This window comes from Sphingobacterium sp. R2, from assembly GCF_040760075.1.
Classification (GTDB): domain Bacteria; phylum Bacteroidota; class Bacteroidia; order Sphingobacteriales; family Sphingobacteriaceae; genus Sphingobacterium.
Window position 1 is genome coordinate 5,014,501 of record NZ_CP142884.1, and the last position, 20,386, is coordinate 5,034,886.

Sequence of the window (20,386 nt, forward strand, 5' to 3'; positions counted from 1 at the left end):
TTTTTTTTTCTTTTCAGGGTTGCGCAATAATATGTATCTTCAAAAGCATAAACCAATTATACCAATGCGGAGGGATCTTTTTTCGATAATCTTATTACTATTTGCTTTTATAGGGTATGCCCATGGACAGGCCACGCGCATCTATGACAATAGGGATTATGGTTTTGGCGAACTTTCATCCAATCTGACCACCAGTATCAGTCAGGACAAACACGGCTATATCTGGACAGGTACCGAGTATGGGCTCAACAAGTTTGACGGTACCCGTTTTGTACAATATCTACACGATGTGCAGGACAGCACGTCCATATCGAGTAATAATATCATCATCCTTTATCTTGATCGCGACAAAAGACTCTGGGTGGGCTGCAATAATGGACTGCAGTATTACGATGAAAATAGTGACCAATTTGTTCGAATCCATTTTCCCGATCAGATTGCACCGCACATTACAGATATCATCCATAAAAAAAATGGTCACATTTGGGTAGCGACATCAGGCTGGGGTATCTTCGACATTCAAGTTAGCCGTAGAGAGGCGCTATCGCTACCGCGACTCAATACGCTGGTTGGCGGCATGTTTGCCCGCAGTCTCTTTGAAGACCGGATGAACAGGGTTTGGGTAGCTATAGACCGTGTAGGCGTCTCGCAGGTTTCTGCCGACCAGAAGCGGGCAAGGCAAATCGTTTCGGATCTACTTCCGATGCCGAAGGGCGGCAATTATGACATCGTGCAGCAACATGACGGCAAGCTCCTATTTGCGTCGCCCTCAAAGATTAGCCGCTATGATCCGCAAAACAATACATTTGAAGCGGTTGAATACAAGTCGAAACTGCAGTCTACCGTAACGGAGATCCAACTATCAAAAGGCCGGAAAAACCATCTGCTGATCAGTACCGAGGGCGATGGGCTATGGTATCTGGATCTGGAAAAAAAGCCACTGATTGCTGCACAAGCTGAGCTTCCTAATTTGGATAATGACTACCGACATGCACGGATACGTGCGCTGCTGCAGGACCGAGAAAATAATCTTTGGCTTGGCTGGTTTCAACGGGGCCTGATTTTTATCCCCGTGCAAAGCAAACAGTTTGAATTTTGGCGTATCTCAGGCCGGGAAAAAACAGATCAAAACATCATCAGTGCCATTACACGTGATCGCCAAGGTAACATTTGGTATGCCGTGGAGCGAGAAGGCGTTTTTAAAACTGACCGTCAAGGCATTTCACATCAACAAATAAATACCATAGCGGATATCAATAAACTGGAAGTGGCTTCGGACGGTACGATCTGGTTCAGTTCTTATGATAAAGGCCTTGGACAAATTGATCCTGTAGCAGGACAATCCACCCTCAGGGATATCTGCCCATCCAGACAGGTCAAATCTTTCGCCTTAGGCAAAAACAATAAGATTTATATTGCTACATTCGGATCGGGCTTTGTGGAATACGACCTCGATACAAAAATTGCTCAAAGTTATAGTATGAATACCAGCAGTTCGACAAAGGGCGCCTTAGCCAATGATTGGATTGCTACCGTCTTATGCGCTGATGATGGTCTTATCTGGCTTGGGCATCATAAGGGCGTGAGCTGTTTTGATCCTACCACAAAGAGCTTCTCTCAACAGTATACAGCCCATCGATTATCCGAACAGATCACCATCTCTCTATTGGACGATCATTTAGGTCACATCTGGGCAGGCACTTACAACGGCCTATATCAAATCAATAAGAAATCAGGATCGGTCAGCATTTACACGACTAATAACGGACTATCCAGCAATGTGATCACTGGCTTAGGCAGTGACAAGAAAGGAAATATTTGGTGTAGCACATTCAAGGGTATCAACTGTCTGAATGCCGGTTCAGGTAAAATTGTCAATTACTATACCGGAGACGGCTTGGTCGATCGGTCCTACAACCGCAGCGTGCATTTTCAGGATACGCAAGGAAAAATATACTACGGCGGACGGCAGGGGATTACTTCATTTTTTCCAGAAAAGATACAGCTGCAGACCTATCCACATCCTGTCCTCATTACCAATCTGTATGTCAAGAACCAGCCCATTAAGCCGGGCATGGCCCCCAGTGGAAGCGTAATCTATAAAGATGACCTGATGGCTGCAAATCAATTTTTCTTCCATAGCAACGACGACAGTTTCACTTTTGAACTATCCACGATGGATTTTAACAGTCCAGAAAATGTACATTACGAATACCGTATCAAAGGCATCAACAAAAGCTGGAATGCTACGCTTCCGGGAGTAAACCTGATCACATACAACAACCTTTCTTCGGGGGAGCATGAATTGGAAATACGCGCCTGTAAATTTGGCATCTACTCGCCAAGCCTTATGGTGACGCTGCATATCCAACCGCCCTGGTATTTAAGTGGACTAGCTTACTTCGTTTATATCCTACTTGCGACCGGTATTATATTCCTAATCAGTAAATATCTGCATGAGCGGCGGCTCGAACGTCTGCATGCTTTCCGGTTACAGCTTTTTACTGATGTATCACATGAGATCCGATCGCCGCTGACGTTAGTCATGAGTCCGATTGATAAGCTCATGAAAAATGCAGCAGATCCACAAACCCGAGCTACGCTGCAGAACATGAATCTCAATGCACAGCGCATCCTGAGTCTAGTCAATCAGTTGCTTGATATCCGAAAGCTGGAAAGCGGGCACATGAATCTCAAATTTTGCCAAATCAATGCTGTAGATTATGTCAAGCAGATCATCAGCATTTTTAAGGATCAGGCGCTCAGCCATCAGATCCAGCTATCCGTACACAACGAGGCCGATGATATTCCAATTTGGATCGAAGTCAACAGCTTTGAAAAAATACTGCATAATGTGATCTCCAACGCGTTTAAATTTACTCCGCGTGGTGGTCAAATTGCGGTTTCCCTAACCGTTCAACAACGGGAAAAGGGAAGTGAAATCTTAGAACTTGTTGTCAGTGATACGGGTAGCGGCATCGCCACAAGCGATCTTCGCGATGTTTTTAGGCGATACTACCAGTCTGCTGCGCATAGTACTTATCAGCGGCAGGGTTCGGGCATTGGTCTACATCTGACCAAAGTGCTGGTTGAACTGCACGGTGGACAGATACATGCCGAAAATAGAAGTGAATGCAGCGGTAGCCTTTTTGTGATCCGTCTTCCGATGGGCAACACGCATCTGCGGCAGGAAGATCTTGCTCCAGTTAGACCAACTGATGCATTGACGTTAAAACACGAGAGCCGCCCAGTGTCGGCAACTGACCAACATCCAAAGAACGATTATCAAAAAACAGGCTATAAAGTGCTCGTCATTGACGACGACCGCGACATTTTACACTATCTGCAGCAGGAACTTTCACCATCCTACAAAGTACTGCTTGCCGAAAATGGTGGCGAGGGGTTTCAGCTCGCCCTTGCTGAGGAGCCCGACCTGATTATTTCCGACGTTGCCATGCCATTAATGGATGGCTATATGTTGGTCAAAAAGCTCAAGGGTAATAGCACCACCAACCATATTCCTGTGGTGCTACTAACAGCAAAAACCAATCAGGAAGACCGTTTGGAAGGCATTGGTCGCGGCGCAGATGCTTACCTGACAAAGCCTTTTATGGTGGATGAGCTTCACCTTGTTATACACAATCTCATCAAAAACCGCATGAAGGTTAAAGGAAAGTTTTCGGGCGCGCAGCAGCAGGAAGGTAAGGTAAAAACCATCACCTTTAAGTCTAGCGATGAGCAGCTGATGGAACGTATTGTCAAAACAGTGAACCAATACCTGGAGAATTCGGCGTTCAATGTGCAGTTTCTAGCCGATGAAGTAGGGTTGAGCCGTGTACAGCTGCACCGTAAGGTGAAATCGCTGACGGGTATTTCGACCGGTGAATTTATTCGTAATATCCGGTTACAGCAAGCTGAAAAGTTGCTGCTGGAGAAAAAAATGAATATCTCTCAGGTAGCTTATTCGCTCGGATTTACCAATCAGACGCATTTCACTACACTATTCAAAAAGATGTATGGATTGAGCCCCACTGAATATATTCAGCGGCATAGCTATAAGGAAAATTAAGCGATGTAATAATCTAAACTATTTTAAAGATCAAAAATACCACTATCAGCATAAGAACTTTTAAGAAATTTTCAAAAACTTAGATTCAAGCAGAAGAGTATCCAGCTATTCTTTGCGTCATCCAGAGAGAATGACGGTAATAAAGCAATCTGGATGGAGCCATTGGAATGAAACAGCAGAAAAAAAAAGTTCGCTTTAAACAGGTCGGCATGAAAAATCGAGCGGGACCTTATATTGCAATTAATAACAAATTTATCTAAGTTTGTCGTCACCTATTACGACTAACGTGAATCTTAAAAATGAGATCGAATCTAAATATATCCTTCAGCGCCTACAGCAGGGTGACAGGCAGGTGTTCGACCTTATTTTTAAATCCTATTGGGATCCCCTACTTATCTACCTGTCCAAACTGGTGAAAGACCAGACCGATGCAGAAGATCTCTTGCAGAATATTTTCGTCAATCTCTGGAACAAAACTCAATCGTCCGAAATACAGGATATCCACGGCTGGTTATATGGGGCTGCCCGTAAAAGCGCACTTTTCTATCACCGCACTCAAGGCAATCAAAAAAAATTGATTGCATCAATTTTGGAATATATTGACGTTACCGGATTTTCATTGAGCGACCAGCAGCAAGGTAAAGAGCTGCAGCAGATCATTGACGGTGAAATTGAACGGCTCCCAGCAAAAATGAAAGAGGTATTTCTATTGAGCCGACAGGAACAACTTAGTTATAAAGAAATTGCAGAACGTCTGGACATCTCTGACCAAACGGTCAAAAAACAGATCAGCAACGCACTGAACATTCTGAGAAATAACCTCAAGAAACAGGGGCTCTATTCGCTTCTGCTCCTCCTCCTCATCGACTTAAAATAAAATTCATTATTTTTTAATATTCATCTACCACCAAATACGGTTTGATGCAACTATACTATAAACACTGGCGCTCATGGAACAGAAAAACATTGCGGAAATCTTATTGAAGTACGAACTCGGTATCAGTTCAGCGGAGGAAAACCAGCTGATAGAATCGTGGTACGAAGCGCAGCAAGCTGTAGAATGGGAACTGGATAGCGCCGAGCAGGAAGATCGTAAAAATACCATACTCCTTCAAATCCAACAGCAGCTTGATGCAAAGCCGGCCTCGCGCAGACCATTGTACCAAAGGGCGGCTTGGATCAGCGCTGCTGCTGCCGTCCTGCTGATTGCTTTTGCGTTACTTTTTATCCCGCGTGGACAGTCGCATCGCGATACCCTAGCCGCGATAGATCAATTCAAACCCGGACAAGAAAAGGCCATACTGAAATTGGAAGACGGGTCAAGCATCGTACTCAAGGGAGGCAAATCGGGTGTTAAGATCGTCAACGGAACAGCCGTCTATTTAGATGGATCGCCTATCAGCGCTCTGGAATTGCAATCGCGCAAATTGACCGTTGAAGTTCCCAGGGGTGGTCAATATCAGGTTAACCTGCCCGATGGCAGTAAAGTATGGCTGAATGCTGCATCGACAATCAGCTATCCAATGCAATTTGCTGCCGACAAACGGGAAGTCTTGTTAACAGGTGAAGCTTATTTTGAAGTAAACAAAAATCCACATAAACCCTTTATCGTGAAATCCAGAAACCAGGAAGTAAAGGTATTGGGCACCACATTTAACATCAACAGTTATGACAACCGCGAGTTTGTTGAAACTACACTGCTTGAAGGTTCGGTCGATGTAAATCAACGCCTGCTTGTACCCGGACAGCGATCGCTCATCTCCAAGACATCGATCCAGATTCTACCGGCCAATATCGAAGCAGCGACGGCTTGGAAGAAAGGATATTTCCTATTTGACAACGAACGGCTCGATGCCATTTTGGCTACACTTTCAAGGTGGTACAATGTAGATTTTGAATATCAAGACTCCGCTACGCAACAGCTTGTGTTTTGGGGATCTATCGACAAAAATCAATCATTGACCAAAACGCTTACCTTTTTGGAAAGCACCGGTCAATTAAACTTTGACTATCGTGACGGCAAAATAGCTGTTCACAAAATTAAATAACGAAGCCTTTTTTTTACACAGAAATCTAAACACATTAACCTAAATCACAGACCCGATGAATCGTCTAAAAAACTTGCTCTTGGTCACGTCGCTTCTTGCTGGTAGCACAGTCGTTGGTCAACAGCTCAATTATCAGGGAAAACCGACGCTCAAAGAACTTTTTTCAACCATCCGACAACAGACAGGCTATAACATCATTGCGTCTGGCAATCAGATCGACCTCAATACCGTTGTCAAAGTTCAGGCAAAGGATAAAGCCTTGCGGGATGTTCTTGATGAAGCCTTTAAGGATTTACCGTTCACCTTTAAAATCGTTGGAAGAGAGATCACCATTCTTCCACGGGAGAAAAGCGGCCAACAGCATCAAAAACAACAGCAACCTGCGAAACAGCTTTTGTTGAACGGAACTGTACGGGACAAATCCGGCCCAGTAGAATTGGTAACCGTTTACAACAAAAGCAACGACAAAGTCACTTTCACCAATGATAAAGGCGCTTTTAAGATCGAGCGGACCAATCATACCGACACCTTGGTTTTCAGTTCCGTTGGTTACGAAGAGAGGCAACTTGCTGTAGCCCCAAGCCAAAGCATCATAAACATGCAGCTTTTGCAGACCCAAAACCTGCTTGATGAAGTCAGCGTACTGTCCTATGGGCAGGAGGTATCCAAACGGTTGAATACAGGTTCGACCGCTAGCGTCACTGCGGCCACCATTGAGAAAACACCGACAGCAGACCCGCTCATTGCACTCCAAAATCGGGTTCCTGGTATGATGATCAATACCCTAAATGGCCTTCCCGGCATACAGACTCAGGTGCAAATCCGGGGCATCAATACGGTCAATCAGGATGGCCAAGCGCGACAACCCTTGTACATTGTTGATGGTATTCCTTTTAATAGCAGTTCACTGGCCTATATCGGTGCAAATGGCCTCACCTCTTCCTATTTAGGTGAAAGTCCTTTTAAAAGTATCGACCCCAGCACGATTGCCGGCATTGAAGTACTTAAAGATGCTGATGCTACCGCGATCTATGGTGCCCGGGGTGCCAATGGTGTGATCCTGATCACCACCAAACGCGGTAAGCCCGGTCGTCCCACCATCAGTGCTGATTATTACCATAGTTTTGGCTCTATCGCTAACTATGTAAAAATGCTCAATACCGCCCAATATCTGGAGATGCGACGTGAGGCTGCAAAAAACGACGGTATTGAACTCACGCCCAATGATTACCCTGACCTGCTGAAATGGAGCCAAACGGAGGACCACGACTGGCAAAAAGAATATTTTGGCAATGTCGCCCATACATCCAATGCTGAATTATCCCTATCGGGGGGATCATCGGGTTTCAACTACCTGCTTGGCGGTGGATTTAGGCGTGAAAACACTGTATATCAAAAGAAAAACGGTCTTTCCGTCGGTAACTTCCGAAGCAACCTCGACTACCACAGTAACGACGGCAAATTTAAAGCTTCCCTTTCGGCGAGCTATGCCACGGATAAAAACGAAGTCATTCCACTATCGTTTACCAACTTTCAGAGCCTGCCTCCAAATTTCTCCCTTTACGATGCTGATGGAAAATTAAATTGGACGATAGATAACCCTATTGCTGCGCTGGAGCGTACGGTTGAAAATAGAACTAAAAATTTAATCAGCAATATTGCGCTGAGCTATGAGTTGTTACCTAATCTTGTAGCCAAAATCAATACCGGTTATACCCGCATGAAAATGGACCAGCTCGCGATCAATCCACGGAGATCATTCAGACCATCCGAAAACATCTTGGGCAACAACACTTTTACCAAGGCTAGCACGGCTACCTTTAATTTTGAGCCTCAGCTGAATTATGATCTTATCGTGGGGCGCAGTTCATTTCGTGCCCTTCTTGGGGGTACTTATATCCATCGCGGTAACTCGGCAATTACCACAAGTGGAAACGGCTATACAGACGATAGTCAGATTAGAGACATCCATGCCGCACCAATCATCAATATCGAACCCAAGGATACTCAGTACCGTTTCCTTTCGGGATTTGCTCGTGTGGGATGGACGTTTGACCAAAAATATGTCGTCAATGCAACCGTCAGACGTGACGGCTCTTCCCGTTTTGGTCCTGGAAAAAAATATGGTAACTTTTGGTCTGTCGGTACAGCGTGGATCCTAAGCGAAGAGAGCTGGTTAAAGGATAATCAGTTTGGCTTGAGTTTTGCCAAATTGCGCGGCAGCTATGGTTTGACAGGTAATGATAATATTGGCGACTATTCCTATTTCGTGAATTACGAACGTATATTTGACAATTACCAAGGGCAGGGCTATCTTCCTAAGAACCCATTCAATGCAAATTATCAGTGGGAAGTCAACAAGAAGCTTGACCTTGCTGCTGAAATAGGCTTCTTGAAAGACCGCATCATCTTTGAAGCAAACTATTACCGCAATCGGTCGGGCAATCAATTAGTTGGCTATGGATTACCTACTCAGGTGGGTTTTAGTTCGGTCAACCAAAACCTAGATGCCAATGTACAGAATAGCGGCTGGGAATTTAGTCTGCAGACCACGCCGATCAACACCTTGGCCTTCACCTGGAAGACAAACTTTACCATGAGCATCAACCGCAACAAGCTCTTGTCTTATCCCAACCTTGCAAGCTCTTCCAACAGCCTAACCTATCAGATCGGTAAACCATTAAATCTGATCTGGGGGTATGAATATCTTGGAATCAATGCTGCGGATGGGCAACCGCAATTCCGCGATGTGAATGGCGACGGTTTTATCAGTTTTCCAGATGACTATGTCCCTCTAGCAAACAATATTCCGACATTCTTTGGTGGCTTTGGCAACTCGTTCAATTATAAAAACTTTGATCTAGACATCTTTTTAAGTTTCAAAAAGAACACACATATTTATAATTATCCATTTACGAGTGCCGGAAGTGTTATCAATGCCCCTGCAATTGTCTTGGACAGATGGCAACATCCGGGTGAGGATGCTAAATTTCCTGCTTATACCACCAACTCCAGCACCATGTCCAATTACAATTCATCGGGTGCCAATTTTGTGGACGGGTCGTACATCCGCTTAAGCAATATTACCCTCAGCTACTCGGTACCGGGTAAAATGCTTGAGAAGCTAAAACTTAAAAACCTACGCGCCTATGTCACTGGAGCCAATCTACTGACCATCACCAGTTATAAGAGTACAGATCCAGAAACCGGCGTGGACATGCCGATGCTGCGCACGTTTACGTTAGGATTACGGACTTCATTTTAAACCATTTAGACTACGGACATGAAAACCAACTATATCAAATTATTGAGCTTCCTTTTACCTGTTGCCTTAGGTATGAGCAGTTGCAACAAACTGCTGGAGGTGACACCAAAATATATCTACACAACGGATCAAATTTATGCGAATGACACCATGGCCGACAGTGTGGTGGTCGGGATGTATGGACGATTTGCTGCTTATCAAAATGATCTTTCACTGAACACGGGATTATCTTCCGACGAGCTGATACCCGGTATCAATAGCTTTAACCCCGGGTATAGCTTTATGTACAGCTACAACCTCAATCCCTTTTCGGCGCAGACGAATGACTTTTGGGGAAATCTATATTCCATCATTGGCGTTAGCAATGCAATCATTGAAGGCGTTGGGCAATCCAAGGGCATGACGCAAGCTGGCAAGGATGAAGCGATCGGCCAAGCTAAATTTATGCGGGCCCTCAATTACTATTTTTTGGTCAATCTCTATGGCGATGTTCCTTTGGTGCTGACGACCAATTACCCGGAAGAACGTCTCAAACCGCGCGCAGCGGTAGCAGCAGTGTATACGCAGATCATTCAGGATCTGGAAGATGCCAGCCAGCTTTTAGGTTCGGATTACCCGGGCGAGCGCGTGAAGGCCAATAAGTGGGCTGCATTAGCCCTGTTATCGCGCGTATACCTATTTACCAAAGACTGGACCAAAGCTGAGCAGGCCGCCAGTCAGGTGATCGCACAGTCGCAGTTGTTTGAACTGGGCCATTTTGATCGTGCAGACGGGGGCGAGCCAATGGATATCTTTACCAAAAACAATCCCGAGCAGATATTGCAGCTATGGAACAGTGTGGGCGCCTCCATTGGCATCGGCATAAAAGGAGAGTTTGCCAGCTTTGGCGTAACTGAAGATGCAACGGGTCTATTGCCAGCCTTTGAGGAGAACGATAAACGAAAAGAAAACTTCGTCCGTTTTGAAGAAACAGTAAACGGCTACCAGATCAACAAATACCGTTCGGACGGCGAAGCCGGATCTGCAAACAATGAATATACCTCGGTGTTGCGCCTGGGCGAACAATACCTCAACCGTGCCGAGGCACGCCTGCAACTTGGTCTCTCAACGGCTGTTGATGATATCAATATCCTACGCAGGCGTGCGGGACTTACGGATTTATCCAGTGGATTATCCCAATCACAGGCGAGAGCAGCCATCGTGCAGGAGCGTCGCGTTGAACTCTGTTTCGAATGGGGCGACCGTTGGTTTACACTCAAACGCTTGGGGCTAGCCGATAACGTGATGAAAAAAGCAAAACCGACCACTTGGAAGACGTTTGCCCAGCTCTACCCTTTACCCACCGTTGAGCTTCAAAATAACAGGCTATTAACGCAAAATCCGGGATATAACAACTAAACACGATATACAATGAGAGTTACGCTATTAGCTTTTGCCTTTCTTTATTCCCTATGCTTCGTCAAGGCGCAGGAAAAAGCAACCTACCAGCTTCAGGGAACACTTTTTGGGGTTCCCAAAAATCAAAAAGGAAAACTTTTCCTTCAACGTTTTGGTGGCGATCTCCCGCTTGATTCTGCCCGGCTGGAACAAGGCCATTTTCGCTTTAAAGGTACTTCCGAAGGACCTGAAATCGCGAATCTATTTTACATGGATGCTACGGGGGGACGATCAGAAACACTCGATTTCTATCTGCACCCTGGCAAGATAACGATTCGGGGCAAACTCGGTCAGCTTAACCACGCGGATATTGCCGGCTCAACATTGAATACTGAAGCCAGAAGTTTTGACAAAACGCATCAGACGATATTGGACAGCATCAGTACACTAATGGCTGCCTATTTCGAGGCAGAGAATGCTTTTTCCCAAGATAGTTTTCGCATGGATTCACCGGCACGGGCTACCATCAACACGATTGACGCGAGCCTAAACAAATGGTCTGCGGCACTACAGACAGCACAGGTCAACTATGTGCAGCAGCATACGGATCATGTACTTAGCCTTTTTAAACTACAGGCACTACTGAAAGATTCCAGCAATCAGCAACTGGTATCGGAGCTGTTTGACAAACTTACACCAGCCCTTCAAGATTCGCCGTTGGGCCAGGAGGTCCGAGAGCAGCTTGCCAATCTTAAAAATCTAAAGATCGGTGATATCGCACCAGAATTTTTATTGGCGGATACTGCCGGACGTCAGGTGAAGCTGACCGACTTTCGGGGCAAATATGTACTCGTTGATTTCTGGGCCAGTTGGTGTGTACCCTGCCGCGTGGAAAATGAACATGTGCAAAAAGCCTACGATGCTTTTAAAGCTAATGGGTTTGAAGTATTGGGTGTCTCCACAGATTTCGCGCTCAGCAGCTGGAAAAAAGCCGTGTCGGACGATGACATGACCTGGACCAATGCAGTTGATCCGGATGGTAAGGTGAGCGCAGCGTATCATATCAAAAGTATCCCCTCCAATTACCTCTTGGATCCCACAGGGAAAATCATCGGCATCAACCTACGCGGCGACGCCCTTTATGAAACACTAAAAAACATATTCTAATTCGCAATTTTATCACAATTATATGCATTTAAAAAAACTGCTCTACCTTTCGCTGTTAGGTTTTAGTCCGGTGCTTGCCCATAGCAGCAGCACCCCGGGAGCGACGGAAATCGTATGGGCAAAACACGAAGCCGATACCACCGCTTTACCTTTTGACAAAAGTGTCCGTTATGGTAAACTGCCCAATGGACTCACCTATTATATCCGCAAGAATACCGAACCTCAAGAACGTGTTTATATGTATCTGGTCAACAAGGTCGGATCTATCCTGGAGAACGAAAAGCAGCGTGGGCTGGCGCATTTTCTGGAGCATATGGCCTTCAATGGCACGACGCACTATCCCGACAACAGCCTGGTTGACTACCTGCAAAAAAATGGGATCAGCTTTGGAGCCGATATCAACGCGTATACCAGCTTCAATGAAACTGTTTACCAACTGCAGCTGCCATCCAATGATAGCAAACTTGTTGGCAACGGCTTTCAGATTCTTCAAGACTGGGCGCAGGGTATCAGTCTGACCCATCGTGAAATCGACAAAGAGCGTGGCGTGATATTGGAAGAAAAACGTGCCGGCAAGAGCCTGGGCGAGCGCATCCAGGACAAGACTTTACCCGTTGCGCTCAATCATTCCCTGTACGCACAGCGCATTCCAATTGGTACCGAAGAAGTCATTCAACATTTCCCTTATGAGGAAATTGAGCATTTTTATAAAAGCTGGTACCGCCCCAACCTCCAAGCCGTTATTGTCGTCGGTGATATCGATGTCGACCAGACCGAGCGAACGCTGAAAAAACAGTTTTCATTGCTCAAAAATCCTTTGCAGCCAACAGCTCGAAAAACATACCACATTCCACTGCAGGGCAAAAATCAATTTATGGTGGTGACGGATCCTGAAATTACCGCAACATCCATCAATATCAGCATCAAACACCCTGAACGTAAATTAGAGAACCTCGCCGACTATAAGCACAACCTGATCAAGACCTTGTTTAACACCATGATGGCAGGGCGATATAGTCCATTATTTCGCATAGCGAATCCGCCCTTTTTGAGCGGTGGCGCATCATTGGGTGGCTTTATGGGTGGACTAGATGTATTTCAGATCGAACTCACGGCCAAACCAGGTCGTCTGAAAGAAGGTTTTGACGCTGTATGGCGTGAACTTTTGCGGGCGAAACAATATGGCTTTACGGCCGCAGAACTGCAACGCGCCAAGGATACCTATATGAACCAAATGGAAAATATGCTCGAAGAAAAGGACAAGATTGCCTCCGAACAATATGTACAGGAATATATTCAGCATTTTCTGAACGGGGTAGCCTCTCCGGGTATCGATCATGAGATGAAACTGACGCGCGAAATGCTTCCGGCGGTCAGCCTTTCGGACATCCAGCAGCTCTTGCAACAGTATCTAACCGATAGCAACCGCGATATTATTGTGACTGCACCTGAAGCGGATAAAGCAAATCTGCCGAAAGAGGCGGATATCAACAGTTGGATCGCTACCTTGTCCAAAGAAAAACAGACGGCCTTCACCGAAGAAACAAGCGATCTGCCACTGCTCAAACGGGAAGCTCAATCTGGTACAATTGTTAAAGAAGAAAAAGACAGCAGGTTAGGAACCACGACCTTGACGTTGAGCAACGACGTCCGGGTACTCTTAAAACCGACCAACTACCAAAACAATCAGATCACCTTTCAAGGATATTCCTATGGCGGAACATCACTTTACGATGATCGAGATTTTCAGAGCGCCACCAATGCCGTTGGCCTCATTGCTGCCAGCGGGCTGGGCAACTATACAGCCGAACAATTTGAAAAATCATTAGCCGGACGAACGGCCTCGGCATCCCCCTTTATCAGTGAGACTGCCCAGGGCGTGAGCGGCTATGCCAACAACAAAGACCTGGAACTTGCCCTGCAGATGATGTACGGCTACTTTACAGAGCCTCGCCTAGATACCGCTATTGTTGCGGGTATCTTGGCCAATGCCAAAGACGGGCTTAAAGACCGCGATAAGAATGGCGACGCTGTATTCCAAGACTCGGTCATGGCTATCCTGTCGGGCAATAATGTTCGTCGCACGGGGTTAACCATGGAGAAGATCAATCAGATCAATCCGCAGCGTGCTTTGGACATCTACAAAGAACGTTTTGCCAATGCTTCGGGCTACAATTTTGCTTTTGTTGGCAGCTTTGACATTGAAAAAATAAAACCGTTGCTTGCCAAGTATATTGGCGGATTACCCAGCATCTCGTCGAAGGCACCTGCTTACCGTGATTTAAACATTCATATCCCTGCGGGGAAGATCGAGAAAAAGCTGGCGCTGAGCAAAGAAGATAAAGCGATGGTCTATCTTGTTCTTTCGGGCCCATATGACTATAGTGAAGCCAATAACATGGCTTTGCAGGCCTTTCGGGAAGTTTTGGATATCCGTTTGTTGGAACGGCTACGTGAAGAAGAAGGCGGTGTGTATTCGCCATCGATCCAGATGGATTATAGCAAGCTGCCTGATGCCCGTTATACCCTTACGGTAGCTTTTAGCTGTTCGGTGGCCAACGCGGACAAACTAGCGAAGTATTCGCTTGAGGAAATTGAGAAATTAAAGACTGCAGGACCTTCTGTTGCCAATCTCGACAAATTCAAAACGAATGACAAGCTAAACTACGAATCCGCACTAAAAACAAATGATTTCTGGTCGAATTACCTGTACAGCAACCTGTATAATGGCGATGATATGCACCGCATTTTTGAACGTGCATCGTTGCGCGATCAGCTGACCCCAGCGCTAGTTAAAGCGGTTGCGAAACGCTATATCAGTGATCAAAACGTCATCAAGATCGTTCAGCTTCCAGAAGTAAAAAAATAAATACAGAAGGGCTATTGACATCGCTTTATTGTCATAAGCACTGAACACAAGAAAGCCGCAAAGATGTATATTCTTTGCGGCTTTCTTGTGTACTGACCAAAACTCTTGATTGGCCTAAAAAATAAATTGTCTATCCCCGGAATTTATGTTTGCCCATCGATGATTGCAAGCAACATCATGTTTTAAGAAAAGCTTCGAAATTTCCAGACCAATGCAAATGCCACTAATAGCAATCCGATGAGCCAAAGATTGGGGAATGCCCATGCGCTCCATTTTTCTGTGCTTTGCTGCTGCAGCGTTTTTACGCGGCTAGCGCTGCTGTTTGTAGAAGCCCCCTGCTTATTACTTATCTTTACCTGAGATTCCAGCATGGCCAACTGCCCCTTTTGACCGATCAAACCACTATCGGGATGAAAGCGAAAACTGCTATCCGTCAAAAAAAGCCAATGCCGCGATTGGCTATCTCTCTGTCCGCTGTACCAAATATCGAGTTGCTGCTTGTATTTTGACTGCGTTTGTTCTTCCCGCAGAGCTTCTTTCCGCTCGCTTTGATAAAGTTTACAGGAACAAAATAACAAGAAGACTATAGAAAAAAATAACCGTTTGTACATATACGTTTCCATATCCCCTCCCCTTAATCCAGCCAATTTGAAAAAGTATAAATGGTAGCCAAAGGACGCCGCTTGCACAACACACGATTGTCCACATTCCCTTCCACAGTCACGATCCAATTACCCTCCTTTTTTCGCACAATCCCCACATGGTTGATACGTTGGTGGCTGGAGCTATAGATCGCGAAAAGATCTGCCTGGCGGACAGTCCCAGGGTTGATCTGCGGGGCCTTATACCTACGCGCCAACGGAAAAAGTGCCGGACTCCAGGCATTGCGCGGAACAGCAAGGCCCGCCTGGCCATAACACCAGGAGACAAAAGCCGCACACCAGGCATGGCCCTTTCCAAGACCAGTATACGCTAGGTATTCCTCGACCCGTATGCCATCGTTATTGCCTCTGGCTTCCTGCACACCAATTTCGTTTACCGCAATATCGACAATGCGTTCGCGTACACCCGTGCTGGCGCAGCATTTTACTGATTTGTCATTTCCATGCACCACTGCGGAAGCGGTGCCTAGGGGCTTAGCATTGTTGCCTGTCAGTATATGGCCGCCTACAGCAGTATTGCCAAAACGGCTAAGAACGAGAACAACGACAGAAAGAAAACCGAAAAATAGATAATGCATTGTTGCCATGATGTCAATTGATTAAAGTGAAAACTAAATTCCTGACGGAAAAACTTAAAAGGCTGCCACAGTATTTCCTGGAGCCAGCAGCAGCAATAAATAGCCACCGCGCCAGCCAATACGGCAAAGAGCAGCACGCAGAGAACACCAAGATCCAATATTCCCGCTGTGGGATCGATCGCCTGTAGCAAAAGCCCTGCTGAAATAAAAAATATGAGGAGACCTACCAGTACAATGCCAAGCACCTGTCTTCCTGTTAGCGGCCAATAGATATCCTCGATATCCGAGACCAGTTGTTTTTGTATGGATTCCATTTATTTTGTTTTTAATTTGTTAATAGTAAATGGGATTTAGGATGAAAGGGAGGTGCTCTTAAAAGAACAGCCTCCCTTGATGCAGATGCAGCTAGTTCAACACAAACTCCCCTAAATATTGGCTCGTTGAAGTGATCAGCCCATCCCGATGGATATTAAAAGACCAGCCCACTATTTTCTTTCCTGTATAGCTATCCGGCAGCACGATATCTATCGCTGCGTCCGATCTCGTCGCACCTTCATATGCAAAAAAGAGGTTGTCCGCTTCATCGTACAGAATGACCAGCACCTGATCGTCATCAAAGGCATTAAAACGATTGTTGATCGGATCCCAGGTCAGGTTTAGCACCCGAGGCGCCACCTCACCTACAACTAAGCCAACCAAAGCTGCCAGACTGCCACTGGCAATTTTGACTGCCGCGAAGTCTATCGTAAAATCCGGGTAGTTGCCCCGAAAAGCATGATTGATCAGCTGTTGAAAGGCCGCATTATAGCCTGTTTTGTTCCTTAGCTTGCTGTCTGAAAACCCAAGCATCAGGATATCTTTGATGGACTTGAGAAAACTGGTCGTCATCCCAAACTTCATCCGCTGTGCCAGCTGCGCTTCTGACGAAGCCTTGCTACTCTTTTTTGGTAACGAACGTACATAATCTATTCCTCGCCATGAACTTCCGACGACATTCCCAACTTTTCCGCTATAGGATCCGTGAATCCCTTTTACAAATCTTGCCATGTTATTATTTTTTTAAATTGTTAAACCCTAAAGTGGCGCTGCAGGCAGCCACTACTTTGATATCATGGTACTAAGGTAAAGCGGTGTATGAAAGGAATTTGCTTTATGGCGCCATCTGACGCCACTTGACTGAAAATGCCATTTCCCACGACATCAAATCCAGATTTTGATGGAAAACGTTGTGCTTTTCGAGCGATCTTCATACAGACTCGCCTGCTTTTGAATTGATCGTTATTTACCTGCTTGAGGTTAATTTGAGACCATTTGTAGGTTAATTAGTTAGCATTAAGGCCAGGTAATGGCTTGTAAGTTGCCGTAAAAAAGCTAACTATAGGCAAGCAATAGGCAAAGAAACAGCAACCAAACAGCAAAGAAAGACCAATGAATAAGCAAACAAATGGCAAAGAATAAGCAAGGAAATGGTATAGGGTAAGCAAACAGATAACAGAGAAATACCATAGAATAGGCAACCGAGGGGCGGTCTAATCCCAACGTAATCCCAAAGAGGAAGCAGCGACTAGCTTGGTTCACTTCGTGCACTCATAATAAAAAAGGCCAATCTTTTCCCAAAGATCAGCCTTAGAAAACAATGTTAGATCATACCTCGATTTATGCTTCGCTTAATCGCATCCTGGAGGTCCTGTTCGCGGTAATAATGCTTGTTGCCCAGGCAAATGGGTTTGAGTACTCCCGATTTTACCCAGCGGTTGTACGTACGTTCGGAGATCCCGAGGCGTGATACCACAGCCATACGAGTCATAAGTTCGTCCACATTCCAGCCTATCTGCGTTCCTTCATTTGGCATGATTTGGTAGGCTGTGCAGGACAGCTTGTCGTTAATTTCTCGCAGCAATTGTACGATTTCATTCAATTGTAACATAAATTATTGCATTGATTGATGCCATGAAATGGCGCAGCCCTACCGGTTTTTATTTATTATTCTGTCTATAGACTTCATATTGATGCCGAAAATTATCTTTATAAGAGCGGGTCACCGTAATAGGGAAACCATTTCTTGGTTTGACAAAATGAAGTTCACCTGAACGCAAGAGGTCAATTTTGGAAAGATTGACCAAGGTATTTATCCGGGGGCGGGCAAACATGGCTGCTGGAAGGTTAGCCTGCAGTCCTCCTAAGCTTCCTTTAACTTGATACTTATCTTTTTCCAAATAAATATCGATTATATCGTTGTCTACTTGCGCATAAAAAATCTGGTCAACGTCTATTTGAATCGTATCGTTATTGAGATCTTTCATCGTTAAACTTTTCACTTCTCTACTTTGTTCCTGCAATTTCTTATCCACCTTTTCGACCACATCTTCCATTTTGGCCTTCAATACATTGAAACTGATCTTTTTACTGAAATAGGTGTAAAAACCAGCCTCATTTGCCTTAAATACATAATCTGTATGTGCTGAACAGGCAACCATGACAGGAGGATTGGGGATCAAACTGGCCAATTTGATCCCATCAATCTCCTTATCGCCAAGATCCATACCTAGCATCAACACATCGACCTCATTTTCTTTTAGGTAGTTGAGGGCTTCTATGGGCTTTTGAACAATTTTTATGTCGTCATTGATAAAAGGAAGTTCCTTCAATGACATTAAAATATACACCAACGAGTCTAGATTATCATCAACGATCAATAGTCTATAATTTAACTTATCCATGCGATTTCATTAAAACAAAGGTTTTATAATTTAAAAAGGTTTAGAAAAATAAATTTACCTAAAATATTTATTTAATTTCAATATAAACAAAAATATTATTAATTGAGACTCAAAACAGGAAGGTGAAATTACGACAAACAGAAAATTACAGGATTGCCGCTGAAAATACCATGTTTTTTTCGGTTACGTATGTTCTTCACATAGCTGACATCAATTGGTTAATTAAGGGAGTGATTTTTTTCGCAAAAGCACACTCCCTATTCGGTATAGGGCTGCATATCTATACCTCTTCACATTTAATCACATGTTGACTCCATTTCATCGTATCGTTTGTTGAACCATTTTCTGGCCTTGGGCTGTACCTTCCCCGGCCAGAAATTTTAAAACTCTCTATTGGATCCAATGGCAACAAAGATGTCGTCAAAGAAAAATGATTTCAAAAAAAAATGTACATACAGTACAAATGGTCAACTGCAAGACAACGACAGCATAAATCTGTCAGGTGCAATCTGAAAATGTCATCTACCCTACACTTTGGTTATTTGCATGAAAAATACCGTTATGTACCATTTTATTTGGTCTTTACAGTAGATCTTCATAAAATCATATAATAACTAGTTGTTAGTAGATGAAAAAAACCTTCAAAATTGTATTCAGTAAAGAATATAAGCGCGTTGATGATCCTCCACATCCATTAAGTTACCCCATTCGCCATGCCAAGGAGAGGCATTGGCAATCCATACACAATCAGATCAGCGAACAAACTTTTGACGGCCGATATGCCTATCTCTACGCATACGAGTACTGGATCAACGAGTCGACCGATCTGACGATTGAGGTTTACATGCACGATCTTCATGTCATCTATCCGCTATTGGACGAGGTGCAGATTTGTGGGGAAAGGCTGGATCAGGCATTCCGTTTCGAGCTGTCTCCCTCTCAGGGGACTTATTTTTACGTTGCGGCAGGCCATTATCGTTTACATTTACCTACAGGCCATCATATACTGGTTGGCTTTGTTGTGGATGCCGGTATGTTCAGGCCGCCGGCCATTCAACAATTTTCATTTCTCAAACACCTGGTTCAGGCAAAAAAAGAGGGGTCAACAACTTCGCTCAAAAGTGTGGGTTTTCGTGTGGGCCCCATTACTGTCAAATACCTGTGTATCCTCTTCAGCATACTCAACCCCAATACGCTCAACAACGAGCATATTCTCCTCAAACATCTGATTTTTCTGATCGATCTAAGCCGGTTCAAGCTTCTGGGTGACACTGACATAAACAATCATCTTGCAGTGCGTTGCCGACAGCTACTGGATATTATGATCCTGCAGCGCGGTGCTCAAGCGCTGATCAAAGAAGTAGCTGCAGTGTTTCTGACAGACGCGCAACAGCTCAGCCGCGAATTCCACAAATTTTACGGTATCCGTATGAAGGACTACCGCAACCTGCTGCTTCTCGATTATATTGAGCAGCTTATTGTGGAGCACGATAAGCTGGGCACTACTGCTCATGAAGTCGGATTTAGTGGCCCGAGCGAAATGAACCGATTTATTAAAAAGATGACCGGTTTGACGAGCGCTCTGTTTAAACAAAAACTCGAACAAAATACGCGATAAAAAATCAAACTAA

At 44.9% G+C, this 20,386-nt stretch carries 14 protein-coding genes; 8 read left to right on the top strand and 6 right to left on the bottom strand.

Annotation, left to right across the window (positions count from 1 at the left end; translation table 11 throughout):
• Positions 1–64: 64 nt before the first annotated feature.
• The 7 genes from VXM68_RS20945 (at position 65) to VXM68_RS20975 (ending at position 14,795) form a co-directional block, all read left to right on the top strand.
• Positions 65–4,069 (top strand): two-component regulator propeller domain-containing protein, encoded by a 4,005-nt coding sequence (locus VXM68_RS20945; protein ID WP_367209907.1) that lies wholly within the window; start codon positions 65–67, stop codon positions 4,067–4,069.
• A 286-nt stretch (positions 4,070–4,355) separates the two neighbouring features.
• Positions 4,356–4,946: an RNA polymerase sigma factor gene (locus tag VXM68_RS20950; RefSeq protein ID WP_028071413.1), complete on the top strand. Its 591-nt coding sequence runs from the start codon at positions 4,356–4,358 to the stop codon at positions 4,944–4,946.
• Between the two features lie 73 nt (positions 4,947–5,019).
• Positions 5,020–6,117 carry a FecR family protein gene (locus tag VXM68_RS20955; RefSeq protein WP_367209908.1) on the top strand — a complete coding sequence of 366 codons (1,098 nt, stop codon included), beginning with the start codon at positions 5,020–5,022 and terminating at the stop codon, positions 6,115–6,117.
• 55 nt (positions 6,118–6,172) lie between these two features.
• Positions 6,173–9,382, top strand: coding sequence for a SusC/RagA family TonB-linked outer membrane protein (locus tag VXM68_RS20960; protein ID WP_367209909.1), 3,210 nt, complete (start codon positions 6,173–6,175; stop codon positions 9,380–9,382).
• Between the two features lie 18 nt (positions 9,383–9,400).
• Positions 9,401–10,780: a RagB/SusD family nutrient uptake outer membrane protein gene (locus VXM68_RS20965; RefSeq protein WP_367209910.1), complete on the top strand. Its 1,380-nt coding sequence runs from the start codon at positions 9,401–9,403 to the stop codon at positions 10,778–10,780.
• Positions 10,781–10,792: 12 nt separating this feature from the next.
• Positions 10,793–11,926, top strand: coding sequence for a redoxin domain-containing protein (locus tag VXM68_RS20970; protein WP_367209911.1), 1,134 nt, complete (start codon positions 10,793–10,795; stop codon positions 11,924–11,926).
• Positions 11,927–11,948: 22 nt separating this feature from the next.
• Entirely contained in the window at positions 11,949–14,795 is a 2,847-nt protein-coding gene (locus VXM68_RS20975; RefSeq protein WP_367209912.1) for a M16 family metallopeptidase, read from the top strand.
• Between the two features lie 182 nt (positions 14,796–14,977).
• On the opposite strand, the gene VXM68_RS20980 is transcribed toward VXM68_RS20975, so the two are convergent.
• The 6 genes from VXM68_RS20980 to VXM68_RS21005 all read right to left on the bottom strand — a co-directional run bounded on the left by VXM68_RS20980 (position 14,978) and on the right by VXM68_RS21005 (position 18,755).
• A complete protein-coding gene (locus VXM68_RS20980) occupies positions 14,978–15,418 on the bottom strand; it encodes a hypothetical protein (RefSeq protein ID WP_367209913.1) in 441 nt (146 codons plus the stop codon).
• An 11-nt stretch (positions 15,419–15,429) separates the two neighbouring features.
• A complete protein-coding gene (locus tag VXM68_RS20985) occupies positions 15,430–16,044 on the bottom strand; it encodes a CHAP domain-containing protein (protein ID WP_367209914.1) in 615 nt (204 codons plus the stop codon).
• Positions 15,963–16,349, bottom strand: a complete 387-nt coding sequence (locus VXM68_RS20990; protein WP_367209915.1) for a hypothetical protein — start codon at positions 16,347–16,349, stop codon at positions 15,963–15,965. Before VXM68_RS20990 ends, VXM68_RS20985 begins: the two co-directional genes overlap by 82 nt.
• A gap of 91 nt (positions 16,350–16,440) precedes the next feature.
• Positions 16,441–17,082 (bottom strand): DUF6266 family protein, encoded by a 642-nt coding sequence (locus tag VXM68_RS20995; protein ID WP_293954280.1) that lies wholly within the window; start codon positions 17,080–17,082, stop codon positions 16,441–16,443.
• 592 nt (positions 17,083–17,674) lie between these two features.
• Positions 17,675–17,962 carry a helix-turn-helix domain-containing protein gene (locus VXM68_RS21000; protein WP_293954278.1) on the bottom strand — a complete coding sequence of 96 codons (288 nt, stop codon included), beginning with the start codon at positions 17,960–17,962 and terminating at the stop codon, positions 17,675–17,677.
• 49 nt (positions 17,963–18,011) lie between these two features.
• Positions 18,012–18,755 carry a LytR/AlgR family response regulator transcription factor gene (locus tag VXM68_RS21005; protein ID WP_367209916.1) on the bottom strand — a complete coding sequence of 248 codons (744 nt, stop codon included), beginning with the start codon at positions 18,753–18,755 and terminating at the stop codon, positions 18,012–18,014.
• Positions 18,756–19,383: 628 nt separating this feature from the next.
• Between VXM68_RS21005 and VXM68_RS21010 the strand changes: the two genes are divergently transcribed.
• Positions 19,384–20,373 carry a helix-turn-helix domain-containing protein gene (locus VXM68_RS21010; protein WP_367209917.1) on the top strand — a complete coding sequence of 330 codons (990 nt, stop codon included), beginning with the start codon at positions 19,384–19,386 and terminating at the stop codon, positions 20,371–20,373.
• Positions 20,374–20,386 lie beyond the last annotated feature (13 nt).

What these genes read in the sequence shown, in the direction of transcription:
- VXM68_RS20965 (WP_367209910.1), top strand. Translation starts at nt 9,401, where the DNA reads ATGAAAACCAACTATATCAAATTATTGAGCTTCCTTTTACCTGTTGCC.
- VXM68_RS20985 (WP_367209914.1), bottom strand. Translation starts at nt 16,044, where the DNA reads ATGGCAACAATGCATTATCTATTTTTCGGTTTTCTTTCTGTCGTTGTT.
- VXM68_RS20975 (WP_367209912.1), top strand. Translation starts at nt 11,949, where the DNA reads ATGCATTTAAAAAAACTGCTCTACCTTTCGCTGTTAGGTTTTAGTCCG.
- VXM68_RS21000 (WP_293954278.1), bottom strand. Translation starts at nt 17,962, where the DNA reads ATGTTACAATTGAATGAAATCGTACAATTGCTGCGAGAAATTAACGAC.
- VXM68_RS20955 (WP_367209908.1), top strand. Translation starts at nt 5,020, where the DNA reads ATGGAACAGAAAAACATTGCGGAAATCTTATTGAAGTACGAACTCGGT.
- VXM68_RS20980 (WP_367209913.1), bottom strand. Translation starts at nt 15,418, where the DNA reads ATGGAAACGTATATGTACAAACGGTTATTTTTTTCTATAGTCTTCTTG.
- VXM68_RS20970 (WP_367209911.1), top strand. Translation starts at nt 10,793, where the DNA reads ATGAGAGTTACGCTATTAGCTTTTGCCTTTCTTTATTCCCTATGCTTC.
- VXM68_RS20995 (WP_293954280.1), bottom strand. Translation starts at nt 17,082, where the DNA reads ATGGCAAGATTTGTAAAAGGGATTCACGGATCCTATAGCGGAAAAGTT.
- VXM68_RS20990 (WP_367209915.1), bottom strand. Translation starts at nt 16,349, where the DNA reads ATGGAATCCATACAAAAACAACTGGTCTCGGATATCGAGGATATCTAT.
- VXM68_RS20960 (WP_367209909.1), top strand. Translation starts at nt 6,173, where the DNA reads ATGAATCGTCTAAAAAACTTGCTCTTGGTCACGTCGCTTCTTGCTGGT.
- VXM68_RS21010 (WP_367209917.1), top strand. Translation starts at nt 19,384, where the DNA reads ATGAAAAAAACCTTCAAAATTGTATTCAGTAAAGAATATAAGCGCGTT.
- VXM68_RS21005 (WP_367209916.1), bottom strand. Translation starts at nt 18,755, where the DNA reads ATGGATAAGTTAAATTATAGACTATTGATCGTTGATGATAATCTAGAC.
- VXM68_RS20945 (WP_367209907.1), top strand. Translation starts at nt 65, where the DNA reads ATGCGGAGGGATCTTTTTTCGATAATCTTATTACTATTTGCTTTTATA.